Genomic DNA, 24,877 nt, shown 5'->3' on the forward strand with positions numbered 1-24,877 from the left:
GACGATAGTTCCTCAGGCTTCTAATGTCCAGGTGGTCACTTAAAGAGTCTGGCTAGCTCGGAGCGAATGGGACGAATTAGCGCAACTAGGCACCAATGACCCCCGAGTCTGATGACCAATGGGTCAGCATATTAGTGACCTTGTGTACACTTTCGGGATGGACACGCCACCCACGAACCTCGCCGACCAGGACGCCACTCCGACCAAGAAGCGCAGGCGGGACCCTGAAGCAAGCAGGGCCGCAATCCTCGAAGCCGCCCGGGCCGCCTTCGCCGAGCGCGGCTACACCAAGACGACCGTCCGCGACGTTGCGCGCCGGGCCGGAGTCACCCACGGCCTGGTCCTGCGGCACTTCACATCCAAGGAACAGCTGTTCCTCGCCGCGGTCCCCAGCCCCCGCACGCTCATGGCGGAAGTGGCCGGCGACCCCAAGACCTTGCCGACGCGCATCGCCCGGTCCTACGTCCGGCGCATGGCCGAGAGCGGAGGCAGCGACCCGTTCGTGGCCATGTTGCGTGCGGTGGCCTCTGAGGAGGAGACCGCCAAACGGTTGTTCACCGCGATGCAGCAGGACAGTCTGGAGATGTACCGGCAGGTGATTCCCGGCCCCGAACTGGAGGAGCGCGTCGCGTCTGTGGGCGCCTATCTCATCGGGGTGACGTTCTCCCGGTACGTCTTCAGAAGCGGGCCGCTGGCCGAGATGTCGGACGAACAGCTCGTCCGGCATCTCGGCCCCAACCTGCGCAGCATTCTGCTGGGCTGATGACGGGTACCGCCTGAGCGCCTTCGGTGTCCGGCTCCGGTCGCCCCTTGCCGCCCTGTCGCCTCGGCGAGGCGAGCGCGAAGGGCCGTCGACGTTGCGGTCATTGGTCCTCGAGCGGGTTGGCCACCAGCGCGTCCCCGTCGAGACCGGTGAGTTCCTCGCCCGGCGGGACCAGCTCGTGACCAGGGCAAATCTAAGAGCCCGGGTGCAGCCCTAGCCGTTGCGTGGAGTGTTATCAACGCACGACACGCCAGCAGCAGTGTGAAGGAGCGTCAGCCCGGTCCCCCGAACGGCTCACCCCGCCCCTCAAGGGGCATTGCCCTTCATGTTTTTGATGAACCATCAGAAGACGAATCTGGTCTTGCAAGCACCCGATCGGCCCCTTTCCGAAACCAGTCAGACCATTCTGAGGTGGCGACAGAAAGAGGCGTGAGTAGGTTCATTAATGGTCGGCCGCTTAGCTGACATCCCTGAGAGATGGAGAACCGGAATGTCTGAGAGAAAGAGAAACGGAACGCGTAGGCGTATCGTTGTGGCGATCGCAGCGTCGGTGGGCATCACGGCCATGGCTGCAACGGGTGTGAACTACGCCTCGGCCTCGAGTACCATCCCGCAGTCCGCCCCGTCGGCGCAGGATGCCAATGCCTCTGTTCCGCTCGGGGGCGACGGCCAGACCCACTTCGACCACAGGAACGACGACGCTGGACAGATCCACGTCAACGAGCGAAGCTATTCAGCCAAGCCGGGTGTGTGCACCGCTGTGATCAGCAGTCCCGCCACCAGCTTCAACGTCCGAAACGAGAGTGACAGGACCGTCGAATTCTTCAGCGGGATTACCTGCGACAACGGCGCTGCAATTGCGACTATTGGGCCCCGAAACTCCAGCAGCGCAATTCCCGGCACCACGGTCTTCGACGGGGCCGCGGTGCCATTCGCGCTCGTAGGCAGCTTCCGAGCGATCGACAAACACCACTGACACACACCCGGACCCACCGGGTCTTTGACGGCCCTCTTCCGGGACGGAGGACATCGCTGACGCCGCCACCGGCCGATACAACGTCGCCCGAGGTCGGCAGGAACAGTGCGTGGGCGCCGTCGAGCCGGTCCTCGCCCAGCTCGCCGCCCACGCCCACATGAACGACAACGGCACCGTGGCGGTCGCCCCGTTCACCCGCGCCGACCGCCATGATCCGACCGGAGCCTGCCGTGGAAGATCCGCGTCAGGCCGGTGACGCCCGGACAGTGAATGTTTTTCATCCTCAGTCTGAGCTGGCCAGATGGAGGGCGAGGACGGCTTTGACGAGGCTGGTGATCCGGGGTGTGGAGCAACGGAGCTTGCGGAGGAACCGTCAGGATATGAGGGTCGCGATGGCCTGCTCGACGCGTGCGCGGATCTTCGCGTGCGACCGACTGAAGGCATGCTGTCCTGCGAAAAGGCTGTTCCAAAGGCCGCGGTAGGGGAGACGGAACATGCCGCCGGCACCCTGGTAACCCTTGTCCGAGCATTCGATGCCGGCCTCGGCGAGGGCGTCGACGATCCCGTGCTCGCGGGCCGCCCGGATGTCATGCACGGCTCCGGGAAGAGCCGGGGAGGCCCACAGGAGACGACCCATCGGGTCGGTGACGACCTGCACGTTCATGCCGTGTCTCTTGTGTTTCCCGCAGTAGAAGGGCCGGTCGGCGGCGATCCTGTCGATGGGCAGCAGCGTCCCGTCCAAGATCACGAACGTCTCCCTCGAGGCCGTCCGCGCGGCCTGGGAGAGTGTGGGGGCGAGGTCGGCGAGGAGGTCGACGGCCGCGGTGACGTAGCGGTAGACAGTAGTGGTCCCGACGCTGGACCCGGCTGCGAGCTGGGCGTAGGTGGGGCCGTTGCACAGGCGGGCGAGGGCGAGCAGGGCCTGGCGGCCAGCGGTCAGGCGGCGCCCATCGTGTGCCGAGAGCGCGGCGGTGTTCCCGCAGGCAGGCGGACAGGAAGCGAAGGGCGGAGCTGGACACGTCGACGCCCGACGGGTAGACAAGCACGCGAAGCCTCTGGCGGAGAAGGTTCTCTTGGTCGAAAACCCATCTACCAGGGAATTCACCTATCTGTCAGGCCAACTACCCAGCCCACACACCAGGTTGGAACCGCCCATTGTCAGACCCGTGCGCCACGCTTGATCTATGCGGACACTCTTTAGCGACGAAGTGCACGTGGCCTACGGGCAGATCTATGTCTGCAGCGACGACGGCCACTCCCTCGAAGATTCTTTCGCCGGGCAGCGGACCGGGCTGTGCGGCGGGGCGGTGCCAGGCGAGCTCTTTCTGCTGACCGGAACGCACACCGGCTCCGTCCCGTTCACCGTCGAGCTGCACGAGACGGAGCCGCCCCTGGACGCCGACCTCTGGGAGGACATCGTCGAGGTATCGTTCCGGCCCGAATCGAACAGAGTCCAGCTCGTGGAGTGGGACAGCGGCCGGTATCCGCTCCCCCTCTTCGAGACCTCGTATCGGGTCCGGTACCACTGCCGGGGCATGGACGAGGCGCGCAACGCCGTAGGCGATGCACGCGAACCCGCGGTGGATGAGTATCTGCTGCGGTTCTGGCCGAGCCCGCCGGCCCCGGACCGCATGGTCAAGGAGACCAGCCAAGCCGCCGCCTACTGGCACGAGTTCGCGCGCAAGCAGCCCCCGGGCCCCACCCCCGAGGAGCGAGCCGAGGCCGAGCGCCAGGCCCGCGAGGAGGAGGAGCACACCAAGCTGCAACAGGAGATGGACGCGTGGGGCGGGCGCCTGCCCAGCGACCGGCTGCGGGATGTCCAAGGCAAGCTCCGGGGGGTCCAGGGCTATCCGAAGGGCCTAGTGGGCCTTGATGCCGCACTCGTGCACGCGATCGACGCCGCAGGTCCCGAGGAACAGCGCGCGCTCGCCCGCTGGGCAGCGCACCGCGCCTGTGCGACAGCAGGGCTCAGCGAAATCGCCTGGGTAGCGCGTGGCCTGGCGGAGCTCGACCGGGGCGAGCCCTACTCGCCGCCGCTGGACGACCCACGACGGCTGCGGGACGCCGCACTCTCCGACGCACGCGTTCCCCGGCCCCACGACGGGACCCCCGGCTTGCCCCAGGCCGCCGCCTTCGCCGCTCTCTTCGATGCTGCCGCCCTCGACCCCCTCCAAGCGGCGCTGGACGCCCTCCTCGCCGCGGCGGTCACCTATGACACCGACTGCCCCCACCTCTTCGCGGAGGTCCGCCGCACCTTCCCAGCAACGGCCATCGCGCCGGATATCGCGCCCCGAGCGCAGCACCGTGCCCGGCTGGCCAGCTCAGACTGAGGATGGGAAGCGCTCAGTGCACCTTCAGCAAGATGGTCTTGCTGGAGCGGCCTCAAGCGATTCCAGTCTGGGAAGGGGGCCGGATTCTACAGGAGCAGCGGTCGTGTGCGGCACCGACGACTGCCTCGCCGTCTACCTGGCAGTCGAGACCGGCACGACGTTCTGGAGCCCTTGATCAGCCAGAGCCGGCCGCTGCGCCCGACTGCCAGCCACTCGATGAGACCGCCGCTGCCTCGATCCGGCAGTACGCGGCCGCCCAGCGGGCCAGGGTCGACGTCCTCGCCTCCGTCCTGGAGGACATCGCCACCAACGGCTACCCCTCGCCCGAGTCCGACGTGCTGTGGGAAGACGCCCGCGACGCCCACCTCGCCCGCCTCGCCGGTGAGGAGCCCCGTATCGCTTGAGCACGGCGCGCGGCGCTCCCGCGTCATCCTCGTGGAGCCCGCGCTCACCCAGCTGTCGAAGCTCACCGCGTCCGAGACGCACCGCTTGGACCGCGCGATCGTCGCCATCAGCGTCAACCCGAACCTCGGCACCGAGGTACCGGCACCCTGCTGCGCGACTACGTCGACGAGGTCGACGGAGTGCGGGTGATCTGCTTCGTGACGGCCCTGGGGTCGACCACGATCGTGGCGTACGTGGAGGCGTAGAGGCCTCCGGCATCCGTTGCAGCGCCCCGGACTTCCATTGCTCCGGGACGCTGCTGCCTGTGCTGCACGGTGCAGCGCCGGTTGCAGCGGGGCCCGTTGCTCGGTGTCGTTCGGCTGCTGTCCTGGCTGGGGTGCTGCTCTGGCTGCTAGGGAGCAGACTAGTCCCGGGTCGGAGCCTTCGCTTTTCACATGGGCGGGTCAGGGCGGGGCACCCGTGTATCCGTCCGCCAGCGAAGGGAGCCGATCATGGTAGTCGCCGCCGTTATCGCCGTGTGCGTTGTCCTGGCCGTCCTGGCCTTCCTCGTCCCCCGTCTCTCCCGCCATCCCGAACGCGGCACGCAACGTACGCTCGGTGCCGGGGCGCGGGCCGGTGGCAAGGCGCCCGGCATTCTGGGCAGGCTCCTCAGCAAGCCCTTCCACACCAGTTCGCGAGCGGTGACCCGCAGCGGTTCGGCAGGCCGCCGCTCCCGCGGCCGCATGCCCTTCTGACCGACGGGCGGGCCGAACGGGAGCCTGGTGATGAACGCCGAAGACGCGGACAGGTTGCTGGACGGACTGACTGTGGATGCCCGTCGGCGAGAGCAGCCGATCGTGCTGGACGAAGACGGGCGGCCCATCCGGACCTGGCTGGAGAACCATCCGTCAACTGCCGCCTGGCCCACGTCGGCGACCGGCCTGGCTTCTCGCCCTTCGGCAACAGCGCTTCCAGCACCGCCCATTGCGCGTCCGTCAGGTCTCCACGTGCCACGACCCGAGATCATCACACGTTCAAGATCCACATTCGACACACGCCCTAGCTCGATCTTCAACCTGGGGGCTCGAACGGCGTCTCGTACATGATCACTCGGGTTGGTAACTGCCTTACATGCAGGCGGCCTTCGGCTCACCATGTGCTCCGACCAAGGAACGCACACACCCAGCACGAAGGCCGTGGGATGAGCCTGTCGCACCCTGCCGTCCGGCAGGAGCCGTTCGCGGAACGCCAATGGTGGAGCCCACGCAACCGACGCTCCACCGCACCTCGGGTCATCGTCGTCTCGTCGGACTGGCCGTGGTCCAGCCGGCGCAATGCCCGGCCAGCCGCGAAGGTCGGAGCTCACGTCCGGTTCCGCGGCGTGAAGTGGCAGGTGGTCGCCCTGTCCGGGCAGAACATCCACCTCCTCGGCCCGGACGGCGGCGGTGAGGCCGTACTCGCCAGGCACCTGTTCGCCGATCCCGGCTTCACCGTCGTCGGGTCCGGCCTGCCCCAAGCGGCCCCGCAGTGGGGGCTGTTCGAGACCGCCCCCGCCACGGCGCGGTGAGCGGTGCCGCTCTGCACGATCGCCTTGGGGAACAGGCCGTCGTCGCGGGAAAGGAGCGCCAGGATGCTCATCGCGCCGGCGGACTCCCCGGCCACGGTGATGTTGTCCGGGTTGCCGCCGAAGCCGGTGATGTTCTCGCGCACCCACGTGAGCGCGGCGATCTGGTCCAGCAGACCGCGGTTGGCTGACGCGGGCGCGTCGGGCAGATAGCCGTATCCGTACACGTCCAGGCGGTAGTTGAAGCTCACGCACACCACGCCATCGTGGGCGAAGGTGGCACCTCGTAGCTGGGCACGGCGGAGGAGCCGGTGGTGAACCCGCCGCCGTGAATCCACACCAGGACCGGCAGGCCGGACGCGTCAGGATCAGGCGTCCAGACGTTCACGTTCAGACATTCTTCGCCCGCCACATCCGGGGCGGAGGTGATCTCTCCCAACCGGCCTCCCAGCGGCGGCTGGGGCGCGGCGGCGCCGAAGGTGTGGGCGGCGCGCACTCCCAGCCATCGCTTCGGTGGCACAGGGGCGGCGAACAGCAGATCGCCGACGGGAGCGGCGGCGTAAGGGATGCCCAGGAAGTGGGCGCCGTCGTCGGTCACCAGCCCCGAAAACCCGGCCGTGGATGGTGTCGACCTCGACCGTGTTCTGCTCGGAGACGCGATTCCTCCGGGCCGGTTCATGGCGCGCCAAGGGGACCGGCCACCCCCCTTGCAGCGGCCCGGACCGGCGGTGCGACCGGAGCAGTGGGGACCTACCCACCTCACACACCGTCACACAGAATGACTACAAGTCATCGGCTCTTTCGTTTCCTGACCGGCGGGCAGCTCGCGTGGCATGAAGTGGCGCAGTGCAGGTGCGCGGCGCGGCTACAGCAGCGGCGATCCGCACAGAAGAGCGATGCGATCACTCGATCGTGAGTTCTTGTGCTCTCGCGCCCGGCCTGCCCGATGCTCGGTAGGACGGCGCGTGACCGGCGCCGCCCGGATGTTCTGTGGTGGGGGAAGAGCATGACGCGAGAAGCGGGACGGCGCGACGGCTTGGACGAGCAGGCGGTGCTGCTCATGGCCGGGCTGGCCGATCTGGCCGTGAGCACGCTGAGTTCGGCCGCGGGGACGCTGCGGGGGCTGCTGCGCCGCTCGGACACCGCAGAGTTGGCGGCGCAGGCCGAGAACGAGCTGGTGGCGCGTGGGCGCCTGGCGCTGGACCGGTACGCGGCCGTCCCCCCGGCCCACCTGGAGATCCTCGCCCGGCACGCCCGGGCCCGGAAGGACGCCGATGCCGTCTGACCGGTGGGAGCCGGCCGCGTTCAAGACCCGCGTCGACGAGGTGCTGCATCGGTTCGTCGCGCAGGAGGCCGGCCAGTTCGCCGCGATCGATCCGCTCCTGGCCCCGGTGGCCGAGCAGCTGGAGGCGGCGGTCGCGGACGGCAAACGGCTGCGAGCGGCGTTCTGCTACTGGGGCTGGCGCGCGGTGGGGCAGCCGGACAGCGACGCGCTGGTGCGGGCCGCGGCCTCCATGGAGCTGGTGCACGCCGCCGCGGTCGTGCACGACGATCTCATCGACGACAGCCCGCTTCGGCACGGTCGCCCCACCGCGCACATCGCCCTGCGGGGTGCCGTGCGGCGCCGTCCACGCGCCGGCGCCGCCGCGAGGTCGCTGGCGATGCTGGTCGGAGACCTGCTCATGGCGCTTGCCGGGCAGTTGTTCGCCACCAGTGGTCTGCCCGCCGCCTACCTCGCCCGGGCCCGCCCGTTGTGGTCGGTGATGGCCCGCGAGCTGATCGCGGGAGAGTGCCTGGAGATCCTGCGCACCGGAGCCGGTCCGGACACCGCCGCGTCGCTGAAGGTGATCCGCTACAAAACCGCCAAGTACACCGTCGAGCAGCCTCTGCTGATCGGCGGCGCTCTGGCCGGGGCAGGCGCGCAGCTACGCGAGGGCTACTGCGCATACGGACTGCCGCTGGGCGAGGCATTCCAGCTGCGTGACGACCTGCTCGGCTTGTTCGGAGACCCGGAACGCACCGGCAAGTCCACCACCGACGACGTGCGCGGCCACCGGCCCACGGCCCTGCTGGCCGAGACCTGGCGCCTTGCCGGCCACGAAGACCGGGAACAGCTGCGCGTCCTGCTGGGCCGGCGCAGCCCGGACGCGGATGCCCTGGACACAGTGCGCGAGATGATGCGCCGGCTGGAGGCACCCGACCGCATCGAGGCCATGATCGGCGCACGCGTGCAGGAGGCACTCGGCGCTCTCCACGAATTGGACGTACCAGCGCACGCCGCGAGCGCTTTGACCGCACTGGCGCAGTCCGCAGCGGACCGCCTGTCCTGAACTTCTGCGCCCCGGTCGGCACAGCCACACACGCCGTGCCCGGCCGCCGGCGCCCTCCCATCGGCCGTCGCCGGTCCGAAGAAACGTCGCCGGCCCGAAGAAACAAGGAGGCCCTCCATGGCCTACACCGAGGCATCCATGGACGCCCTGCGGCACGTCGGCGACGAACTCGCCGACGCCACCGTCGCCGCACTCTTCGAACGCGGCCGGGTAGGCACGTTCAACACGCTGATGCGCTACGTCTCCACCGCCGGCGCTCCCCTGCCGGACGGGCTGCCCGATGTCGCCCGGGAGTACCTGGAAGCCACCCGTGTCCCGCCGTCCTGGGTGGACTGGGCGGAGATGGAGAGGGCCCGGTTGTTCTTCGTCGACAACAATGTGCACATCTCCACCGCGCTGTCCTTCGCCTCCATGCCCGCCTGCTACGTCGTCCCACACGTGGCGAAGTTGTTGTCGGCCACCCACGGACTGGAGTACCCCTCCAAACGGATGGCGGAGACGGGTCAGTTCACCGTCTACTTGATGCAGCCCGACGCCTTCGAGGCCGGCAGCCGTTTCATCCCCGCCGCCCAGAAGGTGCGCCTCCTGCACGCTTCCATCCGCCACCATCTCAAGCGCGAGAACCGGTGGGACACCACCGCGCTGGGAACGCCGATCTGCCAGGAGGACATGATCGGCGGGCAGATGTTCTTCTCCCTGCTCGTCCTGGACAGCCTGCACCGCCTCGGCATCCACATGTCGCAGGAAGGCGCCGAGGCCTACTACTACGCCTGGCGCGTCGTCGGCGCCATGCTCGGCGTCGACCAGGACGCCGTCCCCAAAACCCTGGAGGAGGCCCGCACCTTCCTGGACCTGTACATGATCCGGCACATGGGACCCTCCGAGGAGGGGACGCGCCTGACCCGGCAGCTCATCGACCTCTACGAGGAGGTCGTGCCCGGCACCTTCTTCGACCCGATCGTCTCCGCTCTCATCCGCCACCTCATCGGCGACACCTGCTCCGACTGGCTCCACGTGCCACAGACCCCATGGGACACCGTCGTCAAGGCCGTACCCCACCTGCTCGGCATCCTCGAAACCATCGAAGACCGCTCCCCGCTCGGCGCCTGGGCCCTGGACCGCCTCGGCCACCTGACCACCATCCTCGAGCTGTCCTCCCTCACCCGCGGACGCGTCATGCACTACGCCATCCCCGAACAGCTCAAGAAGGACTACGGCATCTCCAACACGGTGCCCCGCACCCACCGATGGACTCCGCCAGCCGCGACGGTGTCTTGATCACCCATCGCTCGAACATCGGTGGCACACGCCCAAGGTGTGGTGGTGCACGCTTGGGGTTCGGTGGTGCAGGACATCGGGCGCGCGTGATGTGGCGATTCTCGCGTGCGATCCTTCGAGGTTGCGGTGCACCGGGGCTCTGACCCGGCTCGTGCTGAGGTCAACGGTGGCGATGCCATCCCGCTAGGTGCCGTGCGAGCGACTGCTCTAGTCTCTCGTGCATGGCCGGTGGACACTTTTCGGCCTGCCAGGTGACAAAACCAGTCACGTACGCCGAAGTGAACACCGAGAGCAGGGCCCGGACACAGACACGAGTCCCGACCTACGGCTCGACAAGCCGCTGCCCTGCCGAAATTCCTGTCAGGAGGAGCGTTGCACCACGATGAGCGGGCAGACCGGCCCGGTAGCCACGGCGAGCACCAGATCCAACGTGAGTTGGGCACCGTCGGCCGCGCCGACCGATTCTACGAGGAGCAGGTACTGGACCGGCTCAACGCGCGTATGAAGGAGTTCGTGGCCCGCCAGGAGATGTTCTTCCTCGCGACCGCGGACAGCCGCGGCGAGTGCGACAGCACCTTCCGGGCAGGCCCGCCAGGCTTTCTCCGGGTACTCGACGACGCGACCCTTGCCTACCCGGAGTACCGCGGGAACGGCGTCATGGCCTCGCTCGGCAACATCCGGGAGAACCCACACATCGGCATGCTGATGATCGACTTCTCCCAGGACCGTATCGGCCTCCATGTCAACGGCCGGGCACAGTTGGTCACCGATGACACGATGCGCCAGAGGATTCCAGACCTACCGGTCGATCCAGTACCCGGGCGCCGCCCCTGCATGTGGGTGCAGGTCGACGTCGAGGAGGCATACATCCACTGCTCGAAGCACATACCGAGGCTGGTCGGAGCACCGCTCCGGCAGAACACCAACGGGACGGCCCCTTCCGCTGCCGACGGCGAGCAGGCCTGGGGTACCGACGACGCCAAGCGCAAGGGTGGCGACTACTTCGGAGCGGCGGCGCAGGATCGCGGACTGGCTCCCCGCTGAAGGCCGGCGTGAGGTGGGCAGAGGGAGCGTTGCAGGCTTGCCCGGCCGAGGGGCGGCAGTTCTTGCGATCCACGCCGGATCGCCAGTTGGCGTACGAAGGTGAGGGCCGTCGCCCGCGGCTCCACCCGGCTGCTGCATCAGGCCGCGCCCCCGGCGCCATACCCTGGCCGGACATCGACCGTCGTCGGGTGGCCGTCGGCGGGCGGCATCTGCGTTGTGAACCCGCGTCCACCGCATGCTCGCCATGAGGTCCGGACACATCCTGGTGATCACGCGCTGGCCCGTTCTCATGGGGCCGAGCTGCGAGCGGTGCCGGAAACGCTAAGCCGGGCCCAGGTCGGTGTGCAGCAGATGGTGGTCCGAGTACGGGGTGGGTTGCACGCGGTGCCCGAGCGGGGTGATGCCGCGCAGGAAGATGTAGTCGAACTTGCTGTGCCAGTCGGTGGTCGGCTTGCAGGTGCCGGCGGGCGAGGGGCGACACTGGGGGTCGGTGTCCGCGGCCAGTGCCCATATTCGGGTGAGTTCGGGAGCGTCCGGCACCGCGTTGAAGTCGCCGAGAACGATTGCGCGGTCGTGCCGGGCGACTTCTGCGGCGAGTACCCCCGTCTGGTCTGCCCGGACTGCCTCCTGACGTCGTTGGGCGAGGTGTGTGTTGAAGAGCCGGACCCGCTGGCCGCCCACCATGGTCGTGACTGCCATGTACCCACGGTCCTCGGATCCGCCGTCGGGGTATTCCACGTGGACACGGTCTGTCATCGGTGCCGCCGAGAGAACCGCCTGGCCGAAGGCGCCCGGACTCCACGGCACTCCCCCGCAGCGACCCCAATCCCGAAGAACCGTCCCGTACTTGACGTGATAAACCAGGCCGTAAAGGATCTCCAGATACTCCCGGATCCTCTCGACGTCACGCACACACGCTTCCTGAAGACCGATGACCTGGGGCGCATACGCGGCGATCTCCGCCGCCCGGTCGACGTTGCTCACCTCGCAGGGATTACAGATGTTCCACGTCATGACACGGTTCGGGACCACATCCCTGACGGCAGCGACGGGCAGCGACTTGCCGAAGGGCGCACCGCTCGGCGCGCTGGGGCCGACGAGCACCACACAGGCCACGGCCATGGCACCCGCCAGCAATCGCGTGTCCCTTCCGAACACCCCCGCCTCCCCCAGCCCACACACATGGCATCCGACGTCTTCAAGCACGAGATTATGGGACGGGGCGTTCAGCACCATATGCTTCCGCCCTTCCCCGCGCCACCGCCCCGGAGCAACGGGGACCCGCCCGCCCCACCACACACGCCAATACCTCGTCCCGGCAACGCCCCCAGACGGAAGCGGCGTGCGGACCGTCGGGGCCGTGGTGTGTGATCGAGGGCATGGCGATTGTGTTGGGCAAGCCGGGAGTCGACGGGCTGAGCGAGGCCGTGGGCACGCTGCGGGAATGGCAGTACGAGGGGGCGCCGATGCAACTGCATCCGGGGGACCTGGGCTGGTTCTGGCGGTCAGGTGCGGAAGCGACCGCCGAGGCGGTCCGTACGTGGAGCAGGGACGGACAGATTCTCGCCGTCGGGCTGCTGGACGGTCCCGGGCTGTTGCGGCTGACGATCGCGCCGGATGCTCAGCGGGACGAGGAGCTGGCGCAGCAGTTGGCTGAAGACGTGTCCGAGCCGGAGCGCGGCGTCCTGCCCGCAGGGAAGGTGAACGTCGAGGCGCCCATGGGTGCGCTGGTCCACGATCTGCTGTTCGAGGACGGGTGGAACACCGACGAGCCGTGGACGCCGCTGCGCCGCGACCTCACGGAGCCGGTGCAGGACCCAGGCGTGCGCATCGAGGCGGTCGGGTCGGAGCAGGCGCACGTGCGGGCCGGCGTACAGCGGGCAGCGTTCGACGGGTCGACGTTCGCGGATGAGCGCTGGCACGCGATGGCGGCCGGACTGCCGTACGCCGACGCCCGGTGTCTAATCGCGTACGACGACCAAGGCAACGCGGTGGCGGCGGTGACCGTGTGGTCCGCCGGTCCGGGTAAGCCCGGGCTGCTCGAACCGATGGGCGTGCACCGGGAACATCGCGGTCACGGCTACGGCAGGGCGATCAGCGTCGCCGCGGCCGCCGCACTCCAGGAACTGTGCTCATCCAGCGTGATCGTCTGCACCCCGAGCTCCAACGTCGGGGCCGTCGCGACCTACAAGTCAGCCGGCTTCCAGCAACTCCCCGAGGTCCGGGACCGATACCGGGACGCCTGGTGCGGCGACGGCACAACCGCTCGGGGCTTGATGCCACGTCGCCGCGGGGAGGGGCGGATCAGGCCGTTGCTGTACGCCTTGTCGGTGTTGACGCTGTCCGGCAGCCGCCGGGGTCGGTGCGTGACGAGCCGGGGGAGGCAGGTCTTGTCCATGACCGGTTCGAACTGCCCCCGGCGGGAGCGTGCACCGCCTCCGCCAGGAGCAGGCGCGGGCGCATGTGCCCGGGCAGGTGAACTGGCCGCCCGCGGCGTCGGCGACCGCCTGGAGGTGCTGGAGCAGCCATCTCCCCAGGTGTCGTTGCGGACACCGCCGCTCAAGGCCGGCGCCGGGCACCTGACACGACTCGGTGCGAGCAACCTGCTCCTCCTGTCCGTACCATCTCTACACCATGGCACCCTGCGGCACGCGCGACGTCCCTGCCAGGCCGACCGAGGCCCCGCCCGAGAGGAACGTCACCCGCAGCACGGCCACACGCCGAGGAAAGGTCAGCACCATGCCCGAGACAACAACTCCCGCCACTGAACTGGCATCGCAGTACATGGCCCAGGTGACCGGCGACCTCGAGGCGAACCTCAAGGAGCAGGAACGGATCAGTACGGAAATCGCCTCCTTGCAGGAGCAGCTCGCCGCCCTACAGCGTGACCACGCCGTGCTGGTGAACATGCAGCAGGCACTCGGCATCACAACGGCCCCGGCCGAGCCTGCCGCCGAGGAGCAGAGCGCCACGGTGCCCTCTCCACGGCGGAAGAAGGCCAGCGCCACGCCCGGCGGGAAGCAGAAGGCACGCAAGTCCACCACCCGGCCGCGGAAGAAGGCAGCCGCAGAGCCCGAGTCCAAGGCCGCGGACGCGGCGAAGGCGGCCCAGCCCACCCTGGTCGAGCTCATTCGCCGCCACCTCGCCGAGCAGAAGGAACCGCGCTCCGCCGCGGAGGTCTCCGCAGCGCTCAACGAGGCTCACCCCGATCGCGACATCGCGACCAAGGTCGTGCGCGTCACGCTCGAGGGACTCGTGGCCAAGAGCCAGGCCGAGCGCACGAAGCAAGGCCGGTCCGTCTTCTACAGCGCGCCCGCGTCGGAGTCGTCCGCTGCGCCCGAGGCCGAGGCACAGCCCGAGAACGCCTCCCACTGACGGTGTGTGGGGCAGCCGCCTGCCGCGTCCACGCGGCGGGCGGCGGGCGGCGGGCGGCGGGCGGCGGACGAAGTCACGGGCCTCGAAACCGACCCTCCGTGCCCATGTCTCCTGGGCGGGCTACCGCCGCGTGAACCAGGTGGCCGTGACGTCATTGGCGAACGAATGGCGCTCCGTCACGCTGAAGAGCGTGGGGTCGAACCCTCCGTCGAACGCCGGGATACCGGCCCCGGCCACCACCGGATAACTCTTGATGATCAGACTGTCGATCTCGGGCAACAGAACACCCGCGAGTCGGCCGCCTCCGCACAGCCAGATGTCCTTCCCTCCTTCTTCCTTGAGCTTGCGGACCAGGTCGAGCGGGTTGTCCTCGATCACGTTCACAGCCGGGTCGGGGCCGGCCCGAGCGAGCTCGACACCACGTATTGACGCAGGTGTGCGTACGGGCTGGTGATGCCCGCGTCCAGAACGGCGCGGTAGGTACCCATCCCCATCAGCACGGTGTCGAAGTTGAGATTGGGCGCATCCCATAAGCCGTGCGCGGCGCGCATCGCGGTGGGAACGGTCTCGGGATATCGCTCATTGATCCAGGCGCTGTAGGCGGCCGCCTGCTCATCGTCGCCTGCCGGATAGAAGTCGAACTCTCCTCCGGGGCCGGCGATCCGGCCGTCCAGGGAGACGGCGACGTAGTAGACGAGCTTCCGCATAAAAACAACTACACTCGTAGTACTCTGCTCGGAGTGCTGTGAACGTAGTACTATGAACGGAGTGGTGTCAATGGTGCGCAGGAACGCCGAGCGAAGGGCGGCCCTCGTGGATGGCGCCATCGAGGTCCTGGCCAGGGAGGGCGCGCGCGGTCTGACGTTCCGGGCGGTGGACTCCGAGGCCGGTGTGCCCGCCGGTACGGCCTCCAACTACTTCGCCAACCGCGATGACCTGCTCACCCAGGCCGGCGCCCGTGTCTACGAGCGGCTCCAGCCCGACGAGGCAACCATCACGCGGCAGCGGGCGAGAACCCGAGACCGGGAGGCCTACGCGGTCCTGATGCGCGAACTCGTCGGCCGTATCAGCGACTTCCGCACCGGCTACCTCGCACTCCTCGAACTGCGGCTGGAGGCCACCCGGCGGCCCGAGCTCCGCGCGGTGCTGACCGAACAGGTGCGTGCCGACCTCCACGCCAATGTGGCCTACCACGAGGAATCCGGCCTGCCTGGCGACGCCACCGCCGTCAAGTTGCTGTACCTGACGCTCAACTGGCTGATCGTCGAGCAGCTCACTCTCCCGGACGTGCTCTCGGAGGCCGAGCGCGAACGACTCGTGACGGCCGCGGTCGAACGGCTGACAACGGGCCTTCCCCAGCTGGACTGAGTGCCGGGCGAGTCGGTATCAGGGCCAGTGCGTGCCCTGCCGTGGGGCTCATTGCCGACGGTGCCTGGGTTGGGGTTTTGCGATCGCGGTCGCGCAGCGGCCTCCCGCATAGAGGCGCGGCCGCCGGCACCGCGAGTCGATGGCGGTGCCGGTCGGACGTGGGACGTACGCAGGTCAGTTGAGGGGGTCGAGGGTGAGGTAGGCCTGGCGTGGGGTGCCGTCGTGCACGAGGGATTCGTGGTGGCCGACGTCGTCGAAGGCGAAGGCGTATGCCTTGCCGTCGGCCATCTGGGCATGGATCTTGCGGGCGTAGTGGTTGGTGACGTCGTCCTTGTAGAAGGCGTCGGCGCTGGAGTCGGGCTGGTGGGGATTGACCAGCAGGGTGGAACGGTTGAAGCCGGCGCACAGGGTGCGTGAGATCGGGCCGCGGACCTGGTCGTTCGGTGCGTCGAGCTTTCTGTGGCAGCCGAAGACGGAGGAGGCGTCCGGCTTTTCGAAGCTGGTGACGGTGGTGCCGGCGGTGTCGGTGAAACGCATGACGTTGCCGGACACGTGGCCGTGGTATCTGACTCCCGGCCGGTCGGCGAACGGGGTGACCGTCAGGGTCGACGTGGAGTACTTCTGCCAGACGCGGTTGATGTAGTCGTCCATGACGGTGGGCGGCAGTGCGCCGGTCTCCAGGCCGTACAGCGGGGACAGGGCGCGCAGTACGGTGCCGTCGGTACGGGTCTGGATCAGGCCGGACCAGCCTCCGGGCTGTCCCCTGAGGGCGTTGAAGAAGCCGTGGTAGCCGCCGGGCTTGAGGCGGCCGGTGGTTGCGGTGGTTCCGTCTGCTCGCTGGACTCCTACCGCATACGGTGCGGAGAACATGTCGACCTGTGTGCTGTTGATCCATAGGCCGGCGTCGTTGAGTGTGTACTCCGACCAGTTGAACAGGATGTTCCGGTTGGGGTCGGTCGGGTTCTGCACAGCGGGCTGGACCAGGCCGCCGGTGGTGAGCTTGAACACCAGTTTCTGGCCGTAGGAGAAGTACACACGGCCGGAGAACTTCGGCATGCGGATCGTTGTCGACTGACCTGCGGCCGGGCCCGGGATCGAAGCGTCGGGGGCGGGAGTCGGTGGGCTGCCGCCCGCCGGCCAGGGGTGGAACGTGCCGTTCGCGTCGGCCCAGCCCTGCCGTCCGGTCGACAGTTCGGTGCCGATGTTGTAGATGTACACCTGCTCGCCGCGGGCCGAGTTGTTGGCGATCTTCAGAGGAATCGTCGCCGGGACGGCGGCGTGGGCCGGCGTACCCGCTCCGGTCGCGAGAAGCGAGCCGGTCAGGCCCGTCGCGAGGGACAGCCCGACAGCTGCGATGCGGCGTCTGAGAGTGCGTAACATGCTCTGTCTCCGTTCGACAATGGCCGATCCGGGAAAAGGTGAGAGCGCTCTCAGAGCGTGCCGCGTTGGTCCGGACCTGTCAATGTGCCGGGACGGACGAGGGGGTCAGTGACCGAGCGCCCCGTCGGTCTCCTCGAGGAGGAGGTCGACGTGGTCGCGGGTCCAGTCCTTCGTGGTGGAGCATCTGCCGACCTGCGGCCGTACCCGGATCGCGCACATCACCGGTGACCCGGGGTAGCGGGCCGAAGCCGCGCTCGCCGACGCCGGCGCGGTCGGGAGTCGAGACCCTGCCCTGCCGGGTGGTGATCAGGAGGTCGACGGTGCCGCTGTCGTGAGCCGGCTGACCGGTCACGACGCGAGTCGGTCGAGCGCGGCCCGGACCGGTGCCACGCCGTCCTCCCGGGCCAGCCGGCGTGCCAGGGCCTGGGCGCGCCGGCGGTAGGCGGGGGCGGTCGTGGCGCGGCGCAGGGCGGGGGCGAGGGCCTCGGCGGTGAGGCGGCGCAGCGGGACGGCGCGGGGAGCGGTGCCCAGTGCGACGAGACGGGCCGCCCAGAACCCGGCGTCGAACTGCACGGGCACCTTCACGGTGGGGACGCCCGCGCGCAGGACGGCGGCTGTGGTGCCGGCCCCGGCGTGGTGGACCACTGCGGCCATACGGGGAAACAGGAGCGCGTGCGGTACGTCGCCGACCGTGATCACGTCGTCGGCGTCAGCGGCGAGGCCCGCCCACCCGTGCTGGATCACGCCGCGCAGTCCCGCCGCGCGCAGGGCGCGCACGATCTCGCCGCTGAGGCGTTCGGGGTCCGGCACGGTGGCGCTGCCCAGCCCGACGAAGACCGGGGCGGGCCCTGCGGCGAGGAACTCCTCCAGTTCCCCGGGCAGTCTGCGAGTGTCGTACGGCCACCAGTATCCGGTGATCTCCAGTCCGGGCCGCCAGTCCCGGGGGCGGGGCACCACCAGCTCGCTGAATCCGTGCAGCACGGGCCACCGCGCTCGCTCATGGGCCCGGCGGAGCGCGGACGCCCCACGCAGGGTCATACCGTGCCGGGAGCGCAGCCGGCGCATGGCCTGGGTGAAGACCCGGTCGACGGCGGTGGTGACGGCCAGTCCGCCCAGGTGGTTGCCCACGGTGCCGAGCGAGCGTCCGCCGAGCATCGGCGCTCCGAACTCGCGTGTCGGATGCTGGGGTTGGAGGAACAGTCCGAGGCTGGGCAGGGCCAGGCCCTCGGCGATGGCGCGGCCCAGCGGTGCCACGGCACCGGCGGCCAGGACGGCGTCCGCGCCGCGGGCCGCCTGGACCAGGGCGTCGGTCATCTCCTCGGCCGCGGACCGTGCCATCGACGCCGCGCGCAGCAGCTTGCCGAGCCCTGTGGTGCTGGCGTGCAGGCTGCGGCCGCGGTCGGAGTGCGACACCGCGTGCGGGTCGACCGGGGTCGGATGGAACCGCACCCCGGAACCGGCGACCAGCGGCTCGAACCGGCCGTGGGTGGCGAGCGTGACGTCGTGCCCGCCCCGCACCAGCCCCGCGCCCAGCCCGGTGTACGGCGCGACGTCGCCGCGCGATCCCGCCGTCATGATCACCACGCGCATGGGTCCCAGTGTGGACCGACCGGGCCGGCGACACGCGGTGTACGGCGGCCGGCGTCCGAGAATCGCCGGTGCAGGTGATGCCTGCGGCTCGTGAGCGGGGTCGGTCGGCGTCCAGTGCTTCGAGCAGGCGGGTGGCGGCATGGCGCAGGCGATGGGAGGGGTCGGTCGTGAGCGCGGTCAGCCGCCTGTGGGGGCCTCGCTTCCTGGTGGCAACGTACCGGTCGCCACCACCCAGCGTTCGAGATCGAGCACGGCCTCGTAACGGACCGGCTCGTGCCGGTACTCCAGGCCGCGCAGGAAGCGTCGTACGTCGTCGTGGGTGTGCTCGTCGCTCTCGTCGTCCCCGTCGAGCAGCGACAGGGCGGCGGCCCGGACCTCGTCGGATTCGGCGCCGCCGGCAGGCGCCGTACGGCGGGCAGGGCGCGGGTGAGGCCGTCGAGGGCGTTGCGTGCGCGCCAGGTGTGCTGTCCGCCGGCAGCGAGAACGGTGATCAGGGCCCGGGCCACGGGGCGGCGTTCCCAGAAGCGGAGGGGGCTCCAGACCACGTCGGCGCCCTGGGGAACGAGGTGGCCGCCCAGGTCGATGTCGCGGGTGGCGGTCCGGGTCACCAGCCAGGCCGGCCCGTACTTGCGAATGGCTTCCTGCAACACCCGGCGGGCGTACGGGAGGTGTCCGAGGTCGTCGTAGCGCAGGGGGCGGTCCCCGCAGACCGTGGCGAGTTCCTCGCGCAGTCGCTTCTCGACCCGCGGATGACGGGAGATCTCGTACAGCGTCCAGGCGAGCGTGGTCCCGGTGGTCTCGATCGCTCCGGTCAGCAGGGTGATGGCCTCGTCCTGGAGCTGCTGACGGGTCAGCGGGTCCTCGGCGGTCAGCAGGATGTCGAAGAGGCCGGTCTGCTGCTCACGGGCCGCCGCGTGCGGGCATCCGGCGGCGTCCGCGGCCGTTTCGGCGTCGCAGGAAAGGCCGGCCGCCCGGCCGGCGCGGTGGTCGATGGCCTGGTCGATGAGGGCACGCAGGCGGGCCACGCGCTGCGCGTGCGCCCGGTTGGCGGGCAACGCCCACGGCGGAAGGGATGGTCTGCCGGATCGTTCCCTTCATGATCTGCGGCGTCAGCGCGGCGAACTCGCCCTCCAGGTGGGCGGGCAGGTCCGCTCCGAACAGGGCGACGAGGAAGGCTCCGAGAGTGACCTCGTTCATGTCCTCGTACACGTCGCGTAACCGCACCTCGGGCCACGCGCCGACCATCGCCGCGACCTGCTCGATCATGGCGTCGCCGAACGGTCGGCGATGTGCGCCTTGTCGAACATGGGCTGCATCAGACGCCGGTTGCGCAGGTGGGCGTCGCCGTCCGCGATCGTGGCGAGCCCGTCGCCGAAGAAGACACGCAGGGCATCGATGATCTTGCCGCCCTTGGCGTAGTGCGCGGCGTCGGTCGCCAGGACCTTGCGGTCAGGACGGGGTCGGTGACGACGTAGGCCGGGGTGGGGCGTATCCGGATGCGCACCACGGGTCCGTGCGAGCGGAGGGAGCTGATGAACGGCAGAGGGCTGCGGGCGAGTTGGAGGCCGTGGCCGATCAGGGCGAGGCTTCCGGGGGCGGTGCGCGTGGGGGACGTCGCGGGAGCGTTCATGACCGGTTTCACTCCCTGTGGGGGCGACAAACGATCGATGCACGCCCACCGCGTGATCGCGAAGTGCCCTCTCTCGGTGATCAGTGCGTCACATCCGATTCGCCGGGCACCGGGCGGGTAGGCGCTCCCCCTCTCATGACCGGAGGTGGAGATGGACATCGGTATAGGTCTTCCCAACACGGTTCCCGGGACCGAGGGTTCGGTTCTCGTGGAGTGGGCCCGGCGGGCGGAGGAAACGGGGTTCAGTACGCTCGGGACGATCGGGCGGCTGGTCTACCCGGGGTACGAGGAACTGGTCGCGCTGAGTGCGGCCGCTGCGGTCACCACTCGGATCCGGCTGACGACGAGTGTGCTGCTGGGGCCGCTGTACACGAACAGCGCGCTGCTGGCGAAGCAGGCGGCCTCGGTCGACCGGCTCTCCGGGGGAGGTTCGTGCTCGGTGTGGGGCTGGGCGGGCGTGACGACGACTTCGCCGCGAGCGGTCTGTCCACCGCGGGCCGGGGGCGCCGACTGGAGGAACAACTGGCGGAGATGAAACGCGTCTGGTCGGGCGAGGAGCGGGGGATCGCCGGTGCGATCGGGCCGGCACCCGTGCGCGAGGGTGGTCCCGAGCTCGTCCTGGGCGGGTCCACCCCGGCCGGTTTCCGGCGGGTGGCCCGGCTGGCCGACGGCTGGATCATGGGCGGTGGCACGCCGGAGATGTTCGCGGAGGCCTCGGCCGGTGTCGATGCCGCGTGGAAGGAGGCCGGGCGTACCGGCGCGCCGCGCAAGCTGGCACTTGCGTACTTCGCGCTCGGCCCGGACGCCCGGGCTCACGCGGACGGCTATCTCCGGCACTACTACGGCTTCCTCGGCGACGCCGCCGCGCAGATCGCGGCGAGTGCCGCGGTGAGTGCGCAGATGGTGACGTCGTACGCCGACTCGTTCGCCGCGGCCGGCTGTGACGAGCTCATCTTCGTGCCCGCGGCGTCGGGGCTGGAGCAGGTGGGGCTGCTCGCCGAGGCGACGGCCGGCTGAAGCGCCGGCGCACCGTCACTCAGCCCTCGGGGGCGCCCGGTTCGGGGAGCGTGATTCCGGCCTGCTCGGCGCGGAGTTCGGAACGGACGAGTTCCAGGAGGCGGCCCGTCCAGTTCCGGCCCCGTCCGCCGTTGTCGCCCCAGTAGCCGGACTCGGAGTCGTCGTAGACGAGTGTCGCGTCGTGCGTGTCCAGGAGGATCCGGGCGAGGGCCGGGTGCCGGGTGTACTTGGCCCTCAGCAGGGCGGTCATGACGGCGGTCCGGGTCTGATCCCACCCGTCGCGACGGGGAGCGCCGGCTGCCGTTTCCTGGGCGGCGTACACGGTGTTCGCGTCCCTGATGGCGGCCCGTGCGCCGGGGTCCGTGGTGGAGAGGGCCCAGTACGCGTGGCCGACAGAGGGGTAGGTGACGCCGTCGACGAGGACGGGGGCGGGGAAGTCGTTGCGGAGGGCCTTCGTGCCCGGGTCGTCCGAGGGCTTGCGGGAATGGCTCTGGTACAGGTGGATCGCGGGGGTGATCGGTGTCGCGGGCCCGTCCGCCGGGACTCGTTCGGGCCGTTCCGCGATCCGCTTCGCCCGGTCCTCGAAGTAGGCGATCGCGTCGTCGTACTCGTCCTGTGTGACCGTTTCGCCGAGCGGGGCGCCGTCCAGGTGCTCGCCGGGTCCGGTCACCAGGACCTGGAGCGGCCCGTCCTTGCGGTCCATGTCGCCGAGCGCGTAGTGGCGTTGAGTTTCGGGGATGGCGAGGTAGGCAGCGCGGGCGGCGGCCCGGTTCTCCTCGGTCCGGTCGGAGAGGAACACGTCGACGGCGGCCAGGCAGCGGTCCGTCGAGTCCGGGCGTCCGTTGAGCTGGTCGATGGTGTCGCGGACCTCGGACAGCAGCAGCTCGGGCGTGAGCCGGGTGCGCGCCTCGCTGAACCGCCAGGCGGCCAGGTCATGGGCGGACGCCCTGGCCCCGTCCGGGAGTTCGGTGGCGACCCAGCCGCGGCGCAGCTTCTCCTCGAACTCCTCGAGCGTGACCAGGCCCCAGCAGTCGATCAGCCCGTCCGCGTAGATGAACAGGTCGGTCAGGAAGTAGTCGCCGTTGCGGATGAAGGCGTGTCGCCAGGTTCCGGGGACGCGGACGCCGTCCGCCGTGCGGTAGGTGATGCGGTTGCCGATCATTCCGGCATTCTGTCGGAACCGCTGGTCGGCGCCATGTGTTTGGCGCCTTCGCGGCGACGCACGGGAGCCGGGTCCTCCCCCGCCGTCCGGAGGCGGACCCGGCTCCCGGTCGGCCGGTGGCTCAGGACGACTGGGCGCTCTGGTACAGCTTCTGGGCGTCCGCGCCGAAGTACGGGCCGTACATGGCGGTGGGCAGGAAGTTGTACTTGAAGCTGTTCACCGAGGACTGCAGTCCGGTCCCGGTGGCCTCGTCGAACTGGGTGAACCACGGGCCGCCGCTGGAGCCGCCGGTCATGTCGCAGGTCATACCGTGGTCGCTGGACAGCAGGAAGTCCCGGTAGGTGGTGCCGCTGCAATAGATGAACTTCTCGCCGTCGTAGGGAGCGGCGGCCGGGAAACCGAAGGCGTACATGGCCTTGTTGTAGCCGGTGTTGAATGCCAGGCCCTGGCCGCCGACCACGTCGGTCAGCTTCTTGCCGTCCAGCGGGGCGACGACGGCAGCGCCGATGTCGTAGTTGAGGTCCTCACTGGCCGTCCACTGCGGCGTGGAAAGGATCTTGGACGCGGTCCAGGTGCCGTACGGGCGCTGCCCGTCGTGGTAGCCGGGCACGAACACCCAGTTGGTGTGCCAGGCTCCCTCCATCTTCACGCAGTGGCCCGCGGTGATCACGGTGCTCTTGTTGGCGCTGGTCACGGCGTTGCCGGAGCAGGAGGCGGTGCGCCCCTGGTAGGTGAAGAACACCCGCCCGGCGGTCTTGGTCACCGCTCCGCCCCCGGTCCAGGGGCCGCCGGCGTTGGGGATCGCCAGGGGGCCCGGGTCGGCGGCGGGCGTGCTGGGTGCCACCACGGTCGCCTTGCCCTTGCGGGGTGCCGCGGCCCGCACGTCGGAGCGGTCCACGGTCAGGACGTCGAGCGGGGCGGCCGCGCGCATCCGCTGCGGGGTCCAGAAGGCGCGGGCGCGTTCCTGCGCAGAGGGCGCCACCGCTCCCGGGTCGGGCGCGGCGCTCGCCGGTGTGGCGGTCACGCCGGCCACCAGCAGTGCGGCGACGCCGGCGAGTGCGCCGAGGACGCTGTGCCGAACGCGGGTGCCGCTGCCGGAGGAGCGAAGGCTACGGGGTGTGCCTGTCACGCGGTCTCCTTCTGCTGTGAGGGCCGGGCGGTGGGGCTCATCCACCCGGTCAGGCAGCGGTGTCGCTGCGAGCCACGGGCAGCGTGCCACCAGGAGACCGACTTGGACAGGTCCATGTCACAAAGATGACCGAAACGCGCACAAAAGAACCCGGCCTCCACCACGTCTGTGATGGAGGCCGGGGCCGGAAGAGCGGGGCCCTGGGTGTCAGAGGGGGGCGGGACCGGTGCCGCCGCCGGGCTGGATGCGGCCGCGCCAGGCGCCGGACTCGGCTCCGCGCTCCTCGATGTACTGCTTGAAGCGCTTCATGTCGCCCTTGACCCGCCGGTCGATCGTGCCGAGCAGGTCCCCGGCCTTCTCCACGGCTCCGCTGGGCTCGATGTCCATCACGAGCTCCACACGGGTGTGGGTGTCGTCGACGCGCTCAAAGCGGACCGAGCCCTTCTGGTTGGTGTCTCCGCTGGTCGTGCGCCAGGTGACGCGCTCGTCGGGCAGCTGGTCGACGATCTCGGTGTCGAACTCGCGCCGTACTCCGCCGATCTTGGTGGTCCAGTGGTTGTGACGGTCGTCGAGCTGCCTTACCTCCTCGACGCCCTCCATGAAGTTCGGGAACTCCTCGAACTGGGTCCACTGGTTGTAGGCGGTGTGCAGGGGGACGTCGACTTCCACGGTTTCCTTGACGGTGCTCATCTGTATGCCTCCGTTTTCCTGATCGACTGCTGGAGGCCCATCGGCCCACACACAGGTCCGGGCCCGTGGCGGGACGAGTACCCGGGATCTTGTGGTTGCCACACGGTTCGATGCGGTCCGGGAAAGGAAACGGAATCGGCCCGGCCGCCGATCGAACGTGGATACGATCCCCGGCGTGCGTCTCCCCTTCCCCCGCTCGGCCTCCGGCTGGACCATGGCCGTCTTCGGCGTGCTCGCCGCCGCCCTCGGGGCGGTGGGCCTGGTCTCACCGGCCACACAGCTGTCGCTGCTCGGTCTCACCGCCCCGGACGAGCGTGCTGCCGGGGACTTCACGCCCGCGTTCCTGACGGCGTCGTCCATGGCGGCGCTCAACATGGGCGTGTACTACGTGCTGGCGGCGCTGGCCGACTGGCGGGCCTTCTTCCGGTGGACCGTGCCGTTCCGGCTGCTCACCTGCACGGTATTCATCGTCGCGGCGCTCAGTGGGAGAGCGCCGGGCGTCTTCGTCGGTGTCGGCCTGTGGGAGGGCGCTGGGGCGGTGGCCATGGGCGCGGCGCTGCTGCTGGAACGGCGCCGCCGGGCGGACGGGGCGGCGCCCGCACCGTGACCGGGCGGGAAGGGGCCAGCTCACGGGTCACGGTGCGGCCGGGTCAGACTGCGGGGGGCGGCGGCCCGGGCCGTCTCCGAGCGGAAGCCGTGACCGAGTTCGGGGGCCCGGCCGTGGTAGTGGCGGAAGTTGTAGATGAGCGGGCTCCAGACGCCGGGGTCGATGTGGTGGGTACCGGGTACGACGACGCGTCCGGCGGCGTGGACGCGCAGGACTTCGCACTCGACGCTGAGGAAGAGACCCGCTCCGCCGGGTGTGAG

23 protein-coding genes and 6 pseudogenes are annotated in these 24,877 nt (G+C 69.6%); 17 read left to right on the forward strand and 12 right to left on the reverse strand.

What is annotated here, in order from left to right:
* Positions 1-157 precede the first annotated feature (157 nt).
* From V8690_RS00345 to V8690_RS00355, 3 genes are all read left to right on the forward strand, one after another.
* Positions 158-763 carry a TetR family transcriptional regulator gene (locus tag V8690_RS00345; RefSeq protein ID WP_338775290.1) on the forward strand — a complete coding sequence of 202 codons (606 nt, stop codon included), beginning with the start codon at positions 158-160 and terminating at the stop codon, positions 761-763.
* A 490-nt stretch (positions 764-1,253) separates the two neighbouring features.
* Positions 1,254-1,739, forward strand: coding sequence for a hypothetical protein (locus tag V8690_RS00350; protein WP_338775291.1), 486 nt, complete (start codon positions 1,254-1,256; stop codon positions 1,737-1,739).
* A gap of 109 nt (positions 1,740-1,848) precedes the next feature.
* Positions 1,849-1,995: a hypothetical protein gene (locus tag V8690_RS00355; protein ID WP_338775292.1), complete on the forward strand. Its 147-nt coding sequence runs from the start codon at positions 1,849-1,851 to the stop codon at positions 1,993-1,995.
* A gap of 27 nt (positions 1,996-2,022) precedes the next feature.
* Here V8690_RS00355 and V8690_RS00360 read toward each other — a convergent pair.
* A pseudogene (locus V8690_RS00360) lies at positions 2,023-2,785 on the reverse strand (transposase family protein).
* Positions 2,786-2,923: 138 nt separating this feature from the next.
* Here V8690_RS00360 and V8690_RS00365 point away from each other — a divergent pair.
* From V8690_RS00365 to V8690_RS00380, 4 genes and pseudogenes are all read left to right on the forward strand, one after another.
* On the forward strand, positions 2,924-4,069 hold the full coding sequence (locus V8690_RS00365; protein WP_338775293.1) for a hypothetical protein: 1,146 nt from the start codon (positions 2,924-2,926) through the stop codon (positions 4,067-4,069).
* 381 nt (positions 4,070-4,450) lie between these two features.
* Entirely contained in the window at positions 4,451-4,663 is a 213-nt protein-coding gene (locus V8690_RS00370; protein ID WP_338775294.1) for a hypothetical protein, read from the forward strand.
* Positions 4,664-4,965: 302 nt separating this feature from the next.
* Entirely contained in the window at positions 4,966-5,208 is a 243-nt protein-coding gene (locus V8690_RS00375; protein ID WP_338775295.1) for a DUF6411 family protein, read from the forward strand.
* Between the two features lie 30 nt (positions 5,209-5,238).
* A pseudogene (locus V8690_RS00380) lies at positions 5,239-5,361 on the forward strand (polyphosphate kinase 2); the annotation flags it as partial.
* A 454-nt stretch (positions 5,362-5,815) separates the two neighbouring features.
* Here V8690_RS00380 and V8690_RS00385 read toward each other — a convergent pair.
* Together V8690_RS00385 and V8690_RS00390 are read right to left on the reverse strand one after the other, a co-directional pair.
* Positions 5,816-6,268: a carboxylesterase family protein gene (locus V8690_RS00385; protein ID WP_338775296.1), complete on the reverse strand. Its 453-nt coding sequence runs from the start codon at positions 6,266-6,268 to the stop codon at positions 5,816-5,818.
* Positions 6,265-6,615 (reverse strand): carboxylesterase family protein, encoded by a 351-nt coding sequence (locus tag V8690_RS00390; RefSeq protein ID WP_338775297.1) that lies wholly within the window; start codon positions 6,613-6,615, stop codon positions 6,265-6,267. Before V8690_RS00390 ends, V8690_RS00385 begins: the two co-directional genes overlap by 4 nt.
* Before the next feature lie 408 nt (positions 6,616-7,023).
* On the opposite strand from V8690_RS00390, the gene V8690_RS00395 reads away from it, so the two are divergent.
* The 4 genes from V8690_RS00395 to V8690_RS00410 all read left to right on the forward strand — a co-directional run bounded on the left by V8690_RS00395 (position 7,024) and on the right by V8690_RS00410 (position 10,669).
* Complete coding sequence (locus V8690_RS00395) at positions 7,024-7,302, forward strand: polyprenyl synthetase (RefSeq protein WP_338775298.1); 279 nt, start codon at positions 7,024-7,026, stop codon at positions 7,300-7,302.
* Positions 7,292-8,347 (forward strand): polyprenyl synthetase family protein, encoded by a 1,056-nt coding sequence (locus V8690_RS00400; RefSeq protein WP_338775299.1) that lies wholly within the window; start codon positions 7,292-7,294, stop codon positions 8,345-8,347. The genes V8690_RS00395 and V8690_RS00400 overlap by 11 nt, the downstream gene beginning before the upstream one ends.
* Before the next feature lie 117 nt (positions 8,348-8,464).
* Positions 8,465-9,625 (forward strand): oxygenase MpaB family protein, encoded by a 1,161-nt coding sequence (locus tag V8690_RS00405; protein ID WP_338775300.1) that lies wholly within the window; start codon positions 8,465-8,467, stop codon positions 9,623-9,625.
* 435 nt (positions 9,626-10,060) lie between these two features.
* Positions 10,061-10,669, forward strand: a complete 609-nt coding sequence (locus V8690_RS00410) for a pyridoxamine 5'-phosphate oxidase family protein (RefSeq protein WP_338775301.1) — start codon at positions 10,061-10,063, stop codon at positions 10,667-10,669.
* A gap of 321 nt (positions 10,670-10,990) precedes the next feature.
* On the opposite strand, the gene V8690_RS00415 is transcribed toward V8690_RS00410, so the two are convergent.
* Positions 10,991-11,791 (reverse strand): endonuclease/exonuclease/phosphatase family protein, encoded by an 801-nt coding sequence (locus tag V8690_RS00415; protein WP_338785189.1) that lies wholly within the window; start codon positions 11,789-11,791, stop codon positions 10,991-10,993.
* 257 nt (positions 11,792-12,048) lie between these two features.
* On the opposite strand from V8690_RS00415, the pseudogene V8690_RS00420 reads away from it, so the two are divergent.
* Positions 12,049-12,912 (forward strand): annotated as a pseudogene (locus tag V8690_RS00420) (GNAT family N-acetyltransferase); the annotation flags it as partial.
* A gap of 496 nt (positions 12,913-13,408) precedes the next feature.
* The gene (locus V8690_RS00425) at positions 13,409-14,044 is read left to right on the forward strand and encodes a hypothetical protein (RefSeq protein WP_338775302.1); all 636 of its coding nucleotides are present in this window, start codon (positions 13,409-13,411) and stop codon (positions 14,042-14,044) included.
* Between the two features lie 120 nt (positions 14,045-14,164).
* Here V8690_RS00425 and V8690_RS00430 read toward each other — a convergent pair.
* A pseudogene (locus V8690_RS00430) lies at positions 14,165-14,751 on the reverse strand (dihydrofolate reductase family protein).
* Positions 14,752-14,821: 70 nt separating this feature from the next.
* Here V8690_RS00430 and V8690_RS00435 point away from each other — a divergent pair.
* The gene (locus V8690_RS00435; RefSeq protein WP_338775303.1) at positions 14,822-15,412 is read left to right on the forward strand and encodes a TetR family transcriptional regulator; all 591 of its coding nucleotides are present in this window, start codon (positions 14,822-14,824) and stop codon (positions 15,410-15,412) included.
* A 174-nt stretch (positions 15,413-15,586) separates the two neighbouring features.
* Here the strand turns inward: V8690_RS00435 and V8690_RS00440 are convergent, their stop codons facing one another.
* The 3 genes from V8690_RS00440 to V8690_RS00450 all read right to left on the reverse strand — a co-directional run bounded on the left by V8690_RS00440 (position 15,587) and on the right by V8690_RS00450 (position 19,437).
* Positions 15,587-16,792: a glycoside hydrolase family 64 protein gene (locus V8690_RS00440; protein WP_338775304.1), complete on the reverse strand. Its 1,206-nt coding sequence runs from the start codon at positions 16,790-16,792 to the stop codon at positions 15,587-15,589.
* Positions 16,793-17,140: 348 nt separating this feature from the next.
* Complete coding sequence (locus V8690_RS00445; protein ID WP_338775305.1) at positions 17,141-18,382, reverse strand: glycosyltransferase; 1,242 nt, start codon at positions 18,380-18,382, stop codon at positions 17,141-17,143.
* A complete protein-coding gene (locus V8690_RS00450) occupies positions 18,370-19,437 on the reverse strand; it encodes a cytochrome P450 (RefSeq protein WP_338775306.1) in 1,068 nt (355 codons plus the stop codon). The genes V8690_RS00445 and V8690_RS00450 overlap by 13 nt, the downstream gene beginning before the upstream one ends.
* A gap of 234 nt (positions 19,438-19,671) precedes the next feature.
* Between V8690_RS00450 and V8690_RS00455 the strand changes: the two genes are divergently transcribed.
* Positions 19,672-19,857: a hypothetical protein gene (locus V8690_RS00455; RefSeq protein ID WP_338775307.1), complete on the forward strand. Its 186-nt coding sequence runs from the start codon at positions 19,672-19,674 to the stop codon at positions 19,855-19,857.
* A gap of 306 nt (positions 19,858-20,163) precedes the next feature.
* Positions 20,164-21,029: pseudogene (locus V8690_RS00460) on the forward strand (LLM class flavin-dependent oxidoreductase).
* Between the two features lie 19 nt (positions 21,030-21,048).
* Here V8690_RS00460 and V8690_RS00465 read toward each other — a convergent pair.
* The 3 genes from V8690_RS00465 to V8690_RS00475 all read right to left on the reverse strand — a co-directional run bounded on the left by V8690_RS00465 (position 21,049) and on the right by V8690_RS00475 (position 24,010).
* Positions 21,049-22,191, reverse strand: a complete 1,143-nt coding sequence (locus V8690_RS00465; protein ID WP_338775308.1) for an NADAR family protein — start codon at positions 22,189-22,191, stop codon at positions 21,049-21,051.
* 121 nt (positions 22,192-22,312) lie between these two features.
* The gene (locus V8690_RS00470) at positions 22,313-23,320 is read right to left on the reverse strand and encodes a peptidase (protein ID WP_338775309.1); all 1,008 of its coding nucleotides are present in this window, start codon (positions 23,318-23,320) and stop codon (positions 22,313-22,315) included.
* A 207-nt stretch (positions 23,321-23,527) separates the two neighbouring features.
* On the reverse strand, positions 23,528-24,010 hold the full coding sequence (locus tag V8690_RS00475) for an SRPBCC family protein (protein ID WP_338775310.1): 483 nt from the start codon (positions 24,008-24,010) through the stop codon (positions 23,528-23,530).
* Positions 24,011-24,224: 214 nt separating this feature from the next.
* On the opposite strand from V8690_RS00475, the gene V8690_RS00480 reads away from it, so the two are divergent.
* Positions 24,225-24,617, forward strand: a complete 393-nt coding sequence (locus V8690_RS00480; RefSeq protein ID WP_338785190.1) for a hypothetical protein — start codon at positions 24,225-24,227, stop codon at positions 24,615-24,617.
* Positions 24,618-24,637: 20 nt separating this feature from the next.
* Here the strand turns inward: V8690_RS00480 and V8690_RS00485 are convergent.
* Positions 24,638-24,874 (reverse strand): annotated as a pseudogene (locus V8690_RS00485) (flavin reductase family protein); the annotation flags it as partial.
* Positions 24,875-24,877: the final 3 nt, after the last annotated feature.

The organism is Streptomyces sp. DG1A-41 (assembly GCF_037055355.1).
Lineage (GTDB): Bacteria > Actinomycetota > Actinomycetes > Streptomycetales > Streptomycetaceae > Streptomyces.